Here is a 13,765-nt window from a genome sequence, read left to right on the forward strand (position 1 = left end):
TTATCTAAATTTTTCTACATTCTTTGTTCTATATTCTATATTCTTTACTCTATACTCTTTAATCTCAGTGTTACAGCATTTTTATGTGCTTGCAACCCTTCAGCTTCTGCCATAACTTCAATAGCTCTTCCAATGTTTAGAATTCCGGTTTTAGATATTTTCTGAAATGTCATCGATTTCATAAAACTATCCAGATTTACTCCACTGTAATTCTTAGCGTATCCGTTTGTTGGCAACGTATGATTTGTTCCTGAAGCGTAATCCCCTGCGCTTTCCGGCGTATAATTACCGATAAAAACAGAGCCCGCATTTACAATTCCATTGCAATAAAAATCGTCATATTCAGAACAAATAATAAAATGTTCCGGACCGTATTCATTGATTAAATCCAATGCAATTTTGTCATTTTCTACATAAATCAATTTCGAATTTTCTATCGCTTTCTTTGCAATTGCTTTTCTTGGAAGCTCTTCAATTTGAGATTGAATTTCAGTTTCAACAGCATCAATCAATCTTCTTGAAGTCGAAACTAAAATTACCTGACTATCCGTTCCGTGTTCAGCCTGAGATAATAAATCAGATGCTACAAATGCAGGAACTGCAGTTTCATCAGCTACAATCAACAATTCAGAAGGTCCGGCCGGCATATCAATAGCTACTCCAAATTGTGTTGCTAATTGTTTAGCTACGGTTACAAATTGGTTTCCTGGCCCGAAAATTTTATAAACCTTCGGAATAGATTGTGTTCCAAACGTCATTCCGGCAATCGCCTGAATTCCGCCTACTTTTAATATTTTAGTTACACCACATAAATTTGCAGTGTATAAAATCGCCGGATTTATTTTTCCTGTTTTATCCGGAGGCGAGCATAAAACAATTTCTTTGCAACCTGCAATTTCTGCAGGAACGGCTAACATTAAAACCGTTGAAAATAAAGGCGCCGTTCCACCCGGAATATACAAACCGATTTTTTGGATTGGTCTTTTTTCCTGCCAGCAATTTACTCCCTCAATAGTTTCAACTGAAATTCGTTCTGTTTTTTGAGCAGTATGAAACTTGAAAATATTTGATTTTGCCAATTGGATTGAATCTTTCAATTCATCTGAAATTGAATTAATTGCTTCTTCAATTTCTTCCGGAGTAACTTCATAATTATCTAAAGTAATTCCATCGAAAATAGAAGTATATTTTGCAACAGCTTCATCACCTTTTTTCTGTACTTCCTTAAAAATTTCTTTAACCGTAACTTCGATATCATCTATTGTTTTGGTTGGTCTTTTTAATATATCTGACCAGGTTTCTGGTTTTGGATTATCTATTTTATTCATTTTTTTTATGCTTTAAGCTTTAGGCTTTAGGCCATAAGCTAATTAACTTTGTGTTTTTTGGCGTAAAGCTTAAAGCTTATTGCCTAAAGCGCGCAAAGCGCATTAAAGAACCATTTTCTCAATTGGGCAAACTAAAATTCCTTCTGCTCCTGCCTCTTTTAGTTTATCAATTACGTCCCAAAAAGTATCTTTGTCGATTACAGAATGAACGCTACTCCAGCCTTCCTGCGCTAATGGTAAAACAGTTAAACTTCTTAAAACGGGTAGAATTTTTCCAATCTCGTCGATTTTTTCATTCGGTACATTCATCAAGATGTATTTTGAATTTCTGGCTCTTAAAACCGATTGAATTCTGAATTTTAAAGTATCGATGTGTTTTTGAATTTCCGGAGAAACTTTTGGTGAAACTGCCAAAACAGCTTCACTTTTTAAGATCACTTCAACTTCTCTTAAATTGTTTTTAAATAAAGTACTTCCGCTTGAAACGATATCTACAATAGCATCGGCTAGACCAATGTTTGGTGCAATTTCTACAGAACCTGAAATTTGATGAATGTCAACCGTTAATCCGAAAGAGTTAAAATACTCATTGACAGTGTTTGGATAAGATGTTGCGATTCGTAAACCTGCCAAATCCTGAATAGAATTATATTCGAAAGTTTTAGGGACAGCTACGGAAACTTTACATTTTGAGAATCCAAGTTTTTGAATCACTTCAATATGCTTTCCTTTTTCTACAAGAAGGTTGTCGCCAACAATGGCTAAATCTACTACTCCATCAATTAAATACTGAGGAATATCTGAATTTCTCAGGTATAAAACTTCTAAAGGAAAATTGGAAGCTTCTGCTTTTAACTGATCGTTTCCGTTGTTGATCGAAATACCACAATCTTTTAAGATTTGAATGCTGTCTTCGTTTAAACGACCTGATTTTTGAATTGCAATTTTTAAAGTACTCATTTTTTAGTTGTTTGTTGAATTAATAGTTTGAGTACAAAGAATTGGAATTAAAAAACCCGCTTGATGTACTCAAACGGGTTTTAAAATATGATGATTTACATGCATACCATTAACACATCGCCTGAGAGCAATAATGAAAATGATGATGATGTAATTGATTTGAAATCATTGTTTGGTTTGTTTTATAATTCTTTGATTCGGTTGCAAATATACTAGTTAATTTCATAAAAAAGCAATTTTTAATTTAACTTAACGATAGTTTATTGTTAAAAAATATTTCAGATGCCATTTTTATTACATTTTTTCAATCTACGATAACGTTTTCATATCTTCGTTAAAACTTAAAATAACTGTAGTTCCTACTTCTATTTCGCTTTCAATTCTAAATTTAATATCAAGTAAGTCTGTCGTTCTTTTTACAATTGATAAACCTAATCCAGTTCCTTTAATTTCAGGGTGATCTGTAGAATTTGATCTGAAAAAAGGATTTAAAATTGCCTCTAAATCTCCTTTGGCAATTCCGATTCCGTTATCTGAAATTTTACAAATTGTTTCCCCATTTTGCCTCGAAAGAAAAATTGAAACTCGTCCACCAATACTGGTATATTTAATTGCATTCGAAATAATATTTCTCAAAATAGTAATCACCAAAAAATTATCAGATTTAATATAATAATCCTGTTCAGCATCAAATTTGACGTTGATTTTCTTATTATTTATTTTTTCAGAATTCAGCGTTAACACATCCAATATTAAGGCATTCAGATAAACAGATTCTGTATTTACATTTTGTCTTTGATTCTCAAAACGAGCCATTAAAAGAAGCTGATCAACGAGCATATTTAGATGATCTACTTCATTTATACAATAATTAATTTTTTCTTCATATTCTTTATTATCACGAGGTTTACGAATCAAAACTTCAAGAGTTCCTTTAATAACTGTTAATGGCGTTCTTAACTCATGAGAAGCATCAGAAGTAAACTGTTTTTCACGTTCAATTGCATCTTCAATTCGGTTTAATAAGTTGTTGATGGTTTTTGAAAGCGTATATAATTCGTCACGGGTTTTGGGCAACGGAATTCGCGTTTTCAAATTGTCTTTTGTAATTATTTTTGAAGTATTTATAATTGCATTTATCGGTTTTATACTTCGTCCGGCAAAGAATCGGGCAATAAAAAACAGCAATAATAATATCGCCAAAAATGACAAGCACATAATATCAAACAAATTATTTAATACCATTGTGGAATCGGCCAGAGACATAGCGACAATGATATAACCTATTTGTTTCTTTTTAATATGAAGCGGAACCTGAATTTGTCTAATGGCATGATTACCCATTTTAGTATCAAACAACTCATAATCTTTTACAGAATCATTAAATTCAAGTGTTTGCGTTTTAAGATTAGGCGCTTTCTCAATAATCTTTTTATTCAAATCCAAAAACTCCACAAAAACAGGATTTACATCCACAGTATTGTGTTCACGTTCATTCCATTCTTCTTCATCAATTAAAATTACTTTGTCACCTACAACCTTGATTTCTGCTAAATGATTCTTGATTTCAACATTTAAATTTTCATCAATATGACTATAAGCAGTATGCTTTACAATCGAATAAATCAGCGAAAAAACCACTAAAATCAACAAACCAGTGGTAATAATATAGTTTAATGCAATTCTGTTTTTAAAGGAAATTTGTACCATTTATAAGTCGTTTGCGATGTAACCAATACCACGAATTGTTTTTATATAATCTTCTTCAATTTTTAAATTAAGTTTTTTTCGAATAGCATTCATAAAAACATCTATAACGCCGGTATCATACTCAAAATTGATTTCCCAAACGTCTTTTAAGATCTGATTTCGGGTACAAACTTTTCCTTTGTGCTGAATTAAATAAGTTAGCAGTTCAAATTCTCTTTGAGTTAAAGCTACTTCTTCATCATTTTTTAGCACAATATGTTTGGATAAATCTATTTTTATCTTCCCCAAAGTAAGTGTTTCAGTACCTTTTTTATTTCTAAAATGAACTTTAATACGTTCAACTAATTCCTCAAAGCTAAAAGGTTTTTTAATGTAATCATTTGCACCTGCTTTCAAGCCTTCAATAGTTTCCTGAACAGTATCTTTTGCAGTCAAAAAGATAATTGGAGTATACTGGTCTTTAATCCTAATGGCTTTACATAAGTCCAAACCATTAATTTTTGGCAACATCCAATCTAATAAAATCAAATCAAATTGTTGATTCTGAACCAATTCAAACCCTTTTGAGCCGTCACTAGCAGTAGTTACCTGATAACCTTCCTCCTGCAAACCTTGTTGCAAAAACTGAATAATTCCTAATTCATCTTCTACTATTAAAATGTGCATCTATCTTTTTTATTAAAAATTATATTTTTCAAATTTAATTTGAATTAATCAAAGGTAAATATTTAAAATTTTGAAAATCAATTAATACCTTTTGAATAGCAGAAAATAATTATAATCTTAAGTAAATATTAAGTTAACACTAACAAAGGTAAAAGGCGAACTTAATCTCAAATTAATCAACCGGAATTAATTTTGTAAAAAAATAATTTCATGACTTTTTACAAGAAAATCTCCCCTTTTTACAATCTTGCCTTTTTTTATTTTTCCATAAGTTTTCTGCTTCGAATTGTGCTGTTTTTTCATCCCATTACGCAAAGTACTTTTACAATTCTTCAAAGCCTAAAAATCTTTAGTTTAGGCTTACTCTCAGATTTTTTTGTCTTTGTAATCGCGAGTTTTTTTCTATGGCTATATCTGGTTTTTGTTTCGAATATCAAATATAACAAGCCTTCAGGATATATTATTCTTGGGGTTTTTATTAGTTTCTTTTTATATGTAGCATCCGGAAAAAGCATTTTTGACGAGTACGGAGGAGCATTGCCTGAGATTATTTTAATTTTTATTGGAGTAAAAACGTTACTATTTGCTCTTTTGCTTTTTCTTCCAAAATGGAGGGACAAAATCAGATTCTGGCTATTTGCTTTTGTAATCTTTTTATATGTTTTATTAATTCTTCAAAATGGCTTAAGCGAATATTTCTTTTGGAATGAATTTGGTGTAAAATACAATTTTATTGCAGTTAACTATTTGATTTACACAAATGAAGTTATTGGAAATATTATGCAATCTTATCCAGTAATTCCGTTATTTTCTGCCTTATTTTTAGCAACAGGAATTACTACTTATTTTATTTTGAAAAATTCTAAGAACTTTATTAAGGAGATTCCGAATCTTAAGGAAAAAATAAAGCTTTCGGGGTTTTACATTATTTTATTTCTCATTTCGTTAATCGCTATTCCGATATTAGCAAAAACAGAAAATTCTAAAAATGTTTTTGTCAATGAATTACAGGCTAATGGTTTGTATAAGTTTTACTTAGCTTTTGAAAATAATAAATTAGACTATTTCAAATTTTACAAAACACTTCCTAACGATAAGGCTTTTGCAATTTTGAAACAGCAATATCCTGTCATTACAGGAGAAAATACTACTCGAACCATTACAGCTGATTCTCCTGAAACCCATAAAAATGTAGTATTAATTACCATTGAAAGTTTGAGTGCCGAATTCATGAAATCGTACGGAAATGAACAAAACATTACGCCCTTTTTAGACAGTTTATCGCAAAAAAGTCTTCAGTTCACCAATTTATACGCCGCAGGAAACAGAACTGTCCGTGGATTAGAAGCCGTTACATTGTGTCTGCCTCCAACAGCCGGAGAAAGTGTAGTAAAAAGAGAAGACAATAAAAATAAATTTTCAACCGGAGCTATCTTCAAACAAAAAGGTTACGATGTAAAATTCATGTATGGTGGAGATGCCTTTTTTGATAACATGCAAGACTTTTATTCAGGAAACGGCTATCAGATTGTAGATAAATCTAGTTTTTCTCCTGAGGAAATTACATTTTCGAATGTTTGGGGAGTTTGTGATGAAGACATGTACAACAAAAGCATAAAGGTTATGAATAATGAAGCCGGCAAAAACAAACCTTTCTTTAATCATATCATGACGGTGAGTAACCACAGACCATTTACGTATCCGAATAATAAAATTGATATTCCAGGTGACATCAAGTCCCGTGACGGAGGCGTAAAATATACCGATTATGCATTGAGGAAATTCTTTGAGATGGCAGGCAAACAACCATGGTTTAAAAACACCGTTTTCGTTATTGTTGCTGATCATTGTGCTTCAAGCGCAGGAAAAACAAAGCTTCCTTTGGATAAATATAGAATTCCGGCTTTTATTTTTACTCCTGGTGAAAAACCTTCAAAATGCAATAAACTAATGTCACAGATTGATTTAATGCCAACACTTTTTGGATTACTACATTTTGATTATCAAAGTAAGTTTTATGGTCAGGATGTTTTGAAATCTGATTATAAACCAAGAGCTTTTATTGCAACTTATCAGGATTTAGGTTTGATAAAAGATAATGTTTTGACCATTTTATCTCCTAAACAAATGGTAAAACAATTTGAACTAAAACTAAATCCAAGACTAGGAATTGCTCCGGAATACCAAATTTTTTATGATGAAATTCCGTTGCAAACAGAAAGAACTGACTTGGTCAATGAAACTATTTCGTTTTATCAGACTGCTTCGGATATGTTGAAACAGAAGAAATACCAGAAGTAGGACTTTTAAATTCCAATTTAAAAAATTCCAAATTCCAATTTAACCGCAAAGTTTCTACCCCATTTTTGTCATCTGAAGAACGAAGGATGACAAGGTGACGTGATAAACAAACAAAGCCTCAAATTCTATTGAACTTGAGGCTTTGTTTAGGTATCAATCTGAAAACTGAGACCGAGACTGAAAACTTAATTATTAATCATTTTGATTCTGCATCCCGAATAGATCTCCGCTTTGATATAATTTTAAATCATCTTTCAATGCCTGATTGTTTCTTTGCGTAACTGCTGGCGAATCTAAATCACTTAAATCAGGTTTTCCGGCATTTACCCATGCAGTATACCAAAAACTAGCAGTGGCTGTAATGGCTTTTTTCATTTGGTTTTCAACCATTCCGTTTAAGTCTTTATGCAGTTTTTTAGCATATTCATCAGAGAAAATAGCCGAATTGTATTTACTTTTTAGCACTTTCCCATCAGCGTCCATTTTAAAGACCTGATTTTCAGGAGTCGCACTTCTTAGTTTTTTATCAATGTCTAATAAAGGCTGCGCTAAACTGTGTGTATCATTAATCATATCCCAGATTGCTTTATGAACATCTTCATAATAATGAGCTTCGGGAACATTTAATTTATAATTTTTAGCAAACAATTCAGGCAATCTGCTCTCCCAAAGAGAATGAATTCCTTTTTGATCGCTCAATTGTCCATCATGATTTGCAGAAGTATGCAATGGCATATGCGCATCACCTATATAATGCCCTAAATCTGCAGCAAGAAATAAAATTTCTGCTCTATTTTTATCTTTAAAAGCCTTGGTTAATTTAACCATCATATCTTCAATGTACCAGGGTAAAATTCCGTTGTCGTTCAAGAATTTAGCATCGTATTTTTTCTTTGCTTCTTCCATGGTTTTTGGCAGACTGTCAGCAGAACCAAAATTTTCCATGTCAAAATAATGTCTTGGATTTTCATCTTTATAATTCAAGGCATATTTACGAATATCCGGAACGGAAGCTTCCTGCGTAATAAAATCAATATGATTGTAGAAGAAAATTTGTAGTGGTCGAGGCAAAGCCATTACTGCCGCTTTGTTAATACGTTCGTGACCAACGATTCCCCATGACAAGGTTAAAAATCCAATTCCTAATGCAAAAAAGGCAATTAGTCTCGGCTTCATTTTAAAGTTTTTCATTTGTAAATTTGTTTGAAGTACAAATTTATTTTATTTAACGATAATTCAAAAATAAACCGACAAAGATTATGTTAATTTAATTCTTTATAAAATTTCAACCATATAACTGAAATAAGCTCATTTTAAAACAAACCTTAATTTGAGAAATATAAAATTGAAGCCAAACCCAAACCTGCAGTAAATATCCAAAGGAAAACGCCCTGTAACAAAGGCTTCACTCCTACTGATTTTAAAGTATTTATATTTAAGGTTGCACCAATTAGAAATAATGTTATGGTTAAACCAATTTTGGCAATCCCTACAATATGCGGCGCAATAATAGCGGTTTCAGGTATATAAGTATTCAAAAGCATCGCCAAAATAAATAAGCCAATAAAATAAGGGATCTTGATTCTCTTTCCGACGCTTCCTGATTGATTTTTAAAAATTATAGCTGTTCCCAGTGAAATTGGAATAATCCATAAAGCTCTGGCTAATTTTACTGTTGTCGCAACCTGCAAAGCTTCTGCTCCGTATTTATTGGCAGCACCAACTACAGAACTGGTATCGTGAATGGCGATAGCACACCACAAACCAAAATCTTTTTGAGACAAATCAAGCTGATGACCAATAAATGGGAAAACAAATAAAGCAATTGAATTCAGAATAAAAATTACACCCAAAGCAATTGAAGTCTGATTTTCATTTGATTTAATTACGAGAGAAATTGCTGCAATAGCACTCCCACCACAAATTGCTGTTCCGCACGAAATTAAATGTGAAGTTTTTTTCTCTGTTTTAAGCCATTTTCCTAACAGCGTTCCGACAATTAAAGTGCTAATTATAGAAAATACCGTTAATAGAAAGCCTTCTTTTCCTGCTGAAATAGCTGCTGTAGCATTCATTCCAAACCCTAAACCAACAACTGAAAATTGTAATAAAAAAGTAATAGCTCTATGATTGAATGCAATAAAAGGATTTCCAAAAACATTTACAATCAGAACCCCCAATAACAAAGCAATTGGAGGAGATATAAAAGAGAATAAACACAGTCCGATTATGAATGCAAAGACTGCTTGCTGGAAATAAAGATTCACTTCGAATAAATGGGTTTCAGAATGTTGCTTTGTTTTCAAAATAGGCTATTTGATAATTATCATACAAAGGTCGGTCCTATATATTGAAAACGCCAATCGTAAAATACAATTGACTATAACTTTAAATTATAATAAGAGGATAAGTTTTGAATAAAGAGTTCCGATAAAGAATCTGTTTTCCCAACTAACGTGATAATATAAAAGTATCTTTCGATAGCCAAACTCTCAACATCCAAAACAATCAATTCATTATTCTTTAATTCGTTACTTACTGCATGTATTGACATGAAAGCAAAACAATCTGAGTTTAACAAATACGATTTTATACTTTCTGTACTTCCTAATTGCATTTCGATTTGTAAATCTGTTAATTTTACATTTACTTGTTTTAAAGCATATTCTATAACTTCAAGTGTTCCGGAACCTCTTTCACGTGTTATGAATTTCATTGTTTTTAAATCTTCCAATGAAATTTTATGCTGTTTGACCAACGGATTTTTGGTATTGCAAACCAAAACCAATTCGTCTTTTAAAAACGGAATGTATTTAATAGACTGATTCTTAGATTGCCCTTCAACAATTCCGATTTCGATTTCTTTGTTAATTAAGGAATTTTCAATTTGCTCCGTATTTCCGTTCAGCAAATTAACTTTTATATCTTTTTGCTTTTGATGAAAACGAGCCAAAACGGGAGAAATAATATATTGTGAAATTGTAGTACTTGCTCCCAACCGCAATAAACCTTGTCGTTCATTGATAAACGAACTCATCTCAAAGTCTATTTCTCTGTAAATTTCAAAAATGTTTTTGGTATGTTTTAAAAGAATTTCCCCTGCTGGCGTTAAAGCGATTTTAGAACCGTTTCTTTCAAAAAGTTTAGTTTTATAGGTTTCTTCGAGTTCCTGGATATGTTTTGAAACTGCAGGCTGCGAAATATACAACTCTGTTGCCGCTTTAGTAAAGTTTAAGCGGAGTGCAACGGTATAGAATACTTTTAGTCTGAAATCCATGTTTTATTCTTTCAATTCTTTGTGAATCTCTGTGATGTCTTTGAGAATCTTTGTGTTATAATTATTTTACAGAGATTCACAGAGCTTTCGCAAAGTTTCACTGAGGAAAATAAACCAAAATTACAACAATCCGTTATACTTTCTCACAAACCATTCGGTCGTCAATAAAGCTCCAATTAAAATCAATAACCAAACCCAATCAATTAACGGTGTTTTTGTCGAAATATTTTTCTCTATCGATTTATACTCTTTGTTTTCTAACAATGTATTAATTAAATCATCTGCCTGATTTTCGAAGAAAGCTTTTCCATTAGTTTGCAATGCTAATTGTTTCAATTTTAAAACATCAGGATTTACAAATTGTTTTTCGATATCAAAATCCAGAATTTCAAAATGACTTGAATAAGATGTATTTGAGTTTAGTTCTTTTACAGAGAAATTATATTTCCCGGCTGTTAAACCGTCCAGGTTTACTGAGAAAGAATTATTCCCTTTTAATAAATCATAGTTTTTGCTTTGCTTCGTTTCCGCGTTTGTAACTGTGATAGTAAGTCTCGCTTTTTCGTCAAACTCGTAATTTTTGTTGAAATATTGCGCATTGATTACAATAGCTTCTCCTGAATTGTAAAAACTTTCATGTGTTACAACTAATGATTTTTTCGAATTCGTTGAGGCCAAATATTGAATAATCTTGTCTATAAAAACATCGTATTTCTCAAATGACTGATTGTCGATATGACTTTGCAAACGCCATTTCCAGCTATTTTCTCCTAATAAAAATGCTGTTCTTTTTCCTTGATTGTCGGCGAAAGCCAATAAAGGCGCATTTGTAGCGACATTTCTGATTTTTGAAGAAAGCAAAACCGATACATTTCCATTTGTTGAAATTGTACCGAATAGATTTTGCAAAGGCGGGAAATTTTCAAAACCAAAATCCTCAATGGCAAACAGATTGAATTGCGATTGAAATTCGGATAAATAATCTTCTCTTTGTCCGCTCATTTTAAAAACCAAATTGTTTTGCTGCTGGTTAAGAAAATTGAAATCGGTATTGTTACCGGTAATGATAAAAGTATTTCTTCCGGCTAATTTGTTATTATCGAATATTGCTTTAAAAACTGCTGTTGGCTGATACAAAACGAGAACAGAAGCATCTTGTAATTGATTAATATCATTCGGCTTAACCAATATCACTTTACGTTGCGCATTAACTTCTATTGAACGTTTTAACGACGCTATATCAGGATGATTTATAGACGAAACAATTGCAATTGTTGATTTTTGATCAATCACTTCAACTGCAAAGTTCTTTATATTATTATAACTGTTTTTCTCTTTTTCTTTTGAAGAAATACTTGCTTTAAAAATTTGCAAACCCACTTTATCAGCAGGCAAAAGTAAATTTATAGTGGCCGTTTTTCTAGAAGGTGAAAAAGAAACCTTTTCTTTTGCAATAACTGAATTTCCTTGCGAAATTGTAAAGTCGGCATTTATAGCTTTATCTCCCGCATATTGTAGAAATACTTCAACAGGAAATTTATTTTTATGAAAAGCGTATTTGTTTACGTTAAGCTGATTGATTTTTAAATCAAAAAACGTGGTTGTATCTCCCACAACTAAAGGATAGACTTTATTAACAGGATCAAATCGATATACATAATCGTTTCCTGTAGTTTGATTTCCGTCAGTAATTACAACCGTCGGGAAAATCAGGTTTTTATTGATGCTTTTTAAATTCCTGGCAACTTCATCAAGATTGGTTTGTTTTCCTTTGAAATCAAATTTATCTGAGGACTTAAAATCGGCATCAAATTGATAAGACTGAATATCGAATTTCTCCTGTAGTGCCGGATTTGAAATTAGTTTTTGATATAATTCGGCGACTTTTTTATCTGATTTTAAAGCAACAATAGAACTCGAATTATCAACTGCAATAGCCAGTGGTGTTTTTGTTATTTCAAGCGAATTTTTAGAAACAATCGGATTTATTAATAAAACCAATAATCCGAAAATAGCCAGAAAACGTAAAAAAGCCAAAAACACAATCACATTGGATTTGTTTTTGGCTTTAAAATAATATTGAAAATACGACAAACCACCCGCTATTACTAATGAAAGCAATAATAATAGAATCGTATTTGTAGTCATATTTATTTAGTATTCAGTATCAGTTTACAGTATTCAGATTTTGAAAGTCATCATTTGAGACTATTCGGTTTCAGTTTCATCTAAAGTAAGATAAAAACTGATTACTAAAACCTTAGAATCTTAGCAACTTAGAACCTTAGTATCTTAGGTTAACATTCCTCCACAAACATTAAGAACTTGTCCTGTAACGTAAGCACTCATATCTGAAGCTAAGAAAAGACATGCGTTTGCAACATCCTCAGTAGTTCCTCCACGTTTCAACGGAATTCCGTCTCTCCATCCTTTTACTACATCTTCAGGTAATTTTGCAGTCATTTCTGTTTCGATAAAACCAGGAGCGATTGCGTTACAACGAATATTACGAGAACCCAACTCCAAAGCAACAGATTTTGTAAACCCAATAGCACCAGCTTTAGACGCTGCATAATTTGTTTGACCGGCATTTCCCGAAACACCAACTACAGAGCTAATATTAATAATAGAACCAGCACGTTGTTTTAAGAAAGTTTTTTGAATCGCTTTAGTCATATTAAATACTGACTTTAGGTTTACATCAATAACCTGATCAAAATCAGCTTCTGACATACGCATCAATAAATTATCTTTTGTAATTCCGGCGTTGTTAATTAAGATATCAACCGTTCCGAAATCAGCTAAAACAGCATCAACAAAAGTTTGCGCTTCATTAAAATCGGCAGCATTTGATTGGTATCCTTTTGCTTTAACTCCTAAAGCATTCAATTCAGCTTCTAAAGCCTCTGCAGACGCTACAGATGAGCTGTATGTAAAAGCAACATTTGCTCCATGTTTAGCAAAAACTTCAGCAATTCCTCTTCCAATTCCACGACTAGCGCCCGTAATAATGGCAACTTTTCCTTCTAGTAATTTCATATTCAAAATTAATTTTAATATTTATTTGTAGCTATTCCTGCTATGAATGACTTGCCAAATATATGATAATTCCCTTTTTAAAAAAATAACAATCGCAATAACCTTTCAACATTGCAAAATATAAATACTTTGATAGACTGTCCAAAATCAAAAAAGCAACTCAAAATTGAGCTGCTTTCTCTTCAAAATAAAAATTAAAACTAAATTCTTACATATTGTTTTCTCTGGTTATGAAAAAGAAAACAATTAGCAAAACAGCCATAATCAGCATTCTGTAAATTGACGATTGAAACTCTGTTGTATTATTGAGTTTGTCTTCCTTTCTATGTTTTATCATCTTAATGACAGTGAATGGAATGATTACTATTATAGATAAGTACAAATAATATCTTGTATAATTTGGATAGAATCCTGATATAACAAGAAGCAGTAAACCCCATAAAAAGAAAGCAATATTTATTGGTGCGGTATATTTATTTGTCAT

At 31.8% G+C, this 13,765-nt stretch carries 11 protein-coding genes; 1 reads left to right on the top strand and 10 read right to left on the bottom strand.

Annotated elements, in window-relative coordinates:
* Positions 1-44 precede the first annotated feature (44 nt).
* From hisD to AC6CH4_RS19585, 4 genes are all read right to left on the bottom strand, one after another.
* Positions 45-1,328 (bottom strand): histidinol dehydrogenase, encoded by a 1,284-nt coding sequence (gene hisD / locus AC6CH4_RS19570; protein ID WP_498105936.1) that lies wholly within the window; start codon positions 1,326-1,328, stop codon positions 45-47.
* A gap of 102 nt (positions 1,329-1,430) precedes the next feature.
* Complete coding sequence (gene hisG / locus AC6CH4_RS19575; protein WP_498105938.1) at positions 1,431-2,288, bottom strand: ATP phosphoribosyltransferase; 858 nt, start codon at positions 2,286-2,288, stop codon at positions 1,431-1,433.
* A gap of 309 nt (positions 2,289-2,597) precedes the next feature.
* Positions 2,598-3,998 carry a sensor histidine kinase gene (locus tag AC6CH4_RS19580; RefSeq protein WP_498105940.1) on the bottom strand — a complete coding sequence of 467 codons (1,401 nt, stop codon included), beginning with the start codon at positions 3,996-3,998 and terminating at the stop codon, positions 2,598-2,600.
* A complete protein-coding gene (locus tag AC6CH4_RS19585) occupies positions 3,999-4,664 on the bottom strand; it encodes a response regulator transcription factor (protein WP_498105942.1) in 666 nt (221 codons plus the stop codon).
* Positions 4,665-4,874: 210 nt separating this feature from the next.
* On the opposite strand from AC6CH4_RS19585, the gene AC6CH4_RS19590 reads away from it, so the two are divergent.
* Positions 4,875-6,965, top strand: a complete 2,091-nt coding sequence (locus AC6CH4_RS19590; protein ID WP_498105944.1) for an LTA synthase family protein — start codon at positions 4,875-4,877, stop codon at positions 6,963-6,965.
* A 192-nt stretch (positions 6,966-7,157) separates the two neighbouring features.
* On the opposite strand, the gene AC6CH4_RS19595 is transcribed toward AC6CH4_RS19590, so the two are convergent.
* The 6 genes from AC6CH4_RS19595 to AC6CH4_RS19620 all read right to left on the bottom strand — a co-directional run bounded on the left by AC6CH4_RS19595 (position 7,158) and on the right by AC6CH4_RS19620 (position 13,765).
* Positions 7,158-8,156 (bottom strand): zinc dependent phospholipase C family protein, encoded by a 999-nt coding sequence (locus AC6CH4_RS19595; protein WP_498105946.1) that lies wholly within the window; start codon positions 8,154-8,156, stop codon positions 7,158-7,160.
* 134 nt (positions 8,157-8,290) lie between these two features.
* Positions 8,291-9,271, bottom strand: coding sequence for a YeiH family protein (locus tag AC6CH4_RS19600; protein ID WP_498105948.1), 981 nt, complete (start codon positions 9,269-9,271; stop codon positions 8,291-8,293).
* Positions 9,272-9,345: 74 nt separating this feature from the next.
* Positions 9,346-10,242, bottom strand: coding sequence for a LysR family transcriptional regulator (locus tag AC6CH4_RS19605; RefSeq protein ID WP_498105950.1), 897 nt, complete (start codon positions 10,240-10,242; stop codon positions 9,346-9,348).
* Between the two features lie 120 nt (positions 10,243-10,362).
* On the bottom strand, positions 10,363-12,390 hold the full coding sequence (locus AC6CH4_RS19610; RefSeq protein WP_498105952.1) for a hypothetical protein: 2,028 nt from the start codon (positions 12,388-12,390) through the stop codon (positions 10,363-10,365).
* A gap of 144 nt (positions 12,391-12,534) precedes the next feature.
* Positions 12,535-13,281 (bottom strand): 3-oxoacyl-[acyl-carrier-protein] reductase, encoded by a 747-nt coding sequence (gene fabG / locus AC6CH4_RS19615; protein WP_498105954.1) that lies wholly within the window; start codon positions 13,279-13,281, stop codon positions 12,535-12,537.
* A gap of 208 nt (positions 13,282-13,489) precedes the next feature.
* Positions 13,490-13,765 carry a hypothetical protein gene (locus tag AC6CH4_RS19620; protein ID WP_498105956.1) on the bottom strand — a complete coding sequence of 92 codons (276 nt, stop codon included), beginning with the start codon at positions 13,763-13,765 and terminating at the stop codon, positions 13,490-13,492.

The organism is Flavobacterium sp. GQ95, assembly GCF_059758655.1.

Excerpts from the sequence above, each read along its gene's own strand:
- AC6CH4_RS19605 (WP_498105950.1), bottom strand. The coding sequence starts at position 10,242 with ATGGATTTCAGACTAAAAGTATTCTATACCGTTGCACTCCGCTTAAAC.
- AC6CH4_RS19595 (WP_498105946.1), bottom strand. The coding sequence starts at position 8,156 with ATGAAAAACTTTAAAATGAAGCCGAGACTAATTGCCTTTTTTGCATTA.
- hisD (WP_498105936.1), bottom strand. The coding sequence starts at position 1,328 with ATGAATAAAATAGATAATCCAAAACCAGAAACCTGGTCAGATATATTA.
- AC6CH4_RS19590 (WP_498105944.1), top strand. The coding sequence starts at position 4,875 with ATGACTTTTTACAAGAAAATCTCCCCTTTTTACAATCTTGCCTTTTTT.
- AC6CH4_RS19610 (WP_498105952.1), bottom strand. The coding sequence starts at position 12,390 with ATGACTACAAATACGATTCTATTATTATTGCTTTCATTAGTAATAGCG.
- AC6CH4_RS19620 (WP_498105956.1), bottom strand. The coding sequence starts at position 13,765 with ATGACAAATAAATATACCGCACCAATAAATATTGCTTTCTTTTTATGG.
- fabG (WP_498105954.1), bottom strand. The coding sequence starts at position 13,281 with ATGAAATTACTAGAAGGAAAAGTTGCCATTATTACGGGCGCTAGTCGT.
- AC6CH4_RS19580 (WP_498105940.1), bottom strand. The coding sequence starts at position 3,998 with ATGGTACAAATTTCCTTTAAAAACAGAATTGCATTAAACTATATTATT.
- hisG (WP_498105938.1), bottom strand. The coding sequence starts at position 2,288 with ATGAGTACTTTAAAAATTGCAATTCAAAAATCAGGTCGTTTAAACGAA.
- AC6CH4_RS19585 (WP_498105942.1), bottom strand. The coding sequence starts at position 4,664 with ATGCACATTTTAATAGTAGAAGATGAATTAGGAATTATTCAGTTTTTG.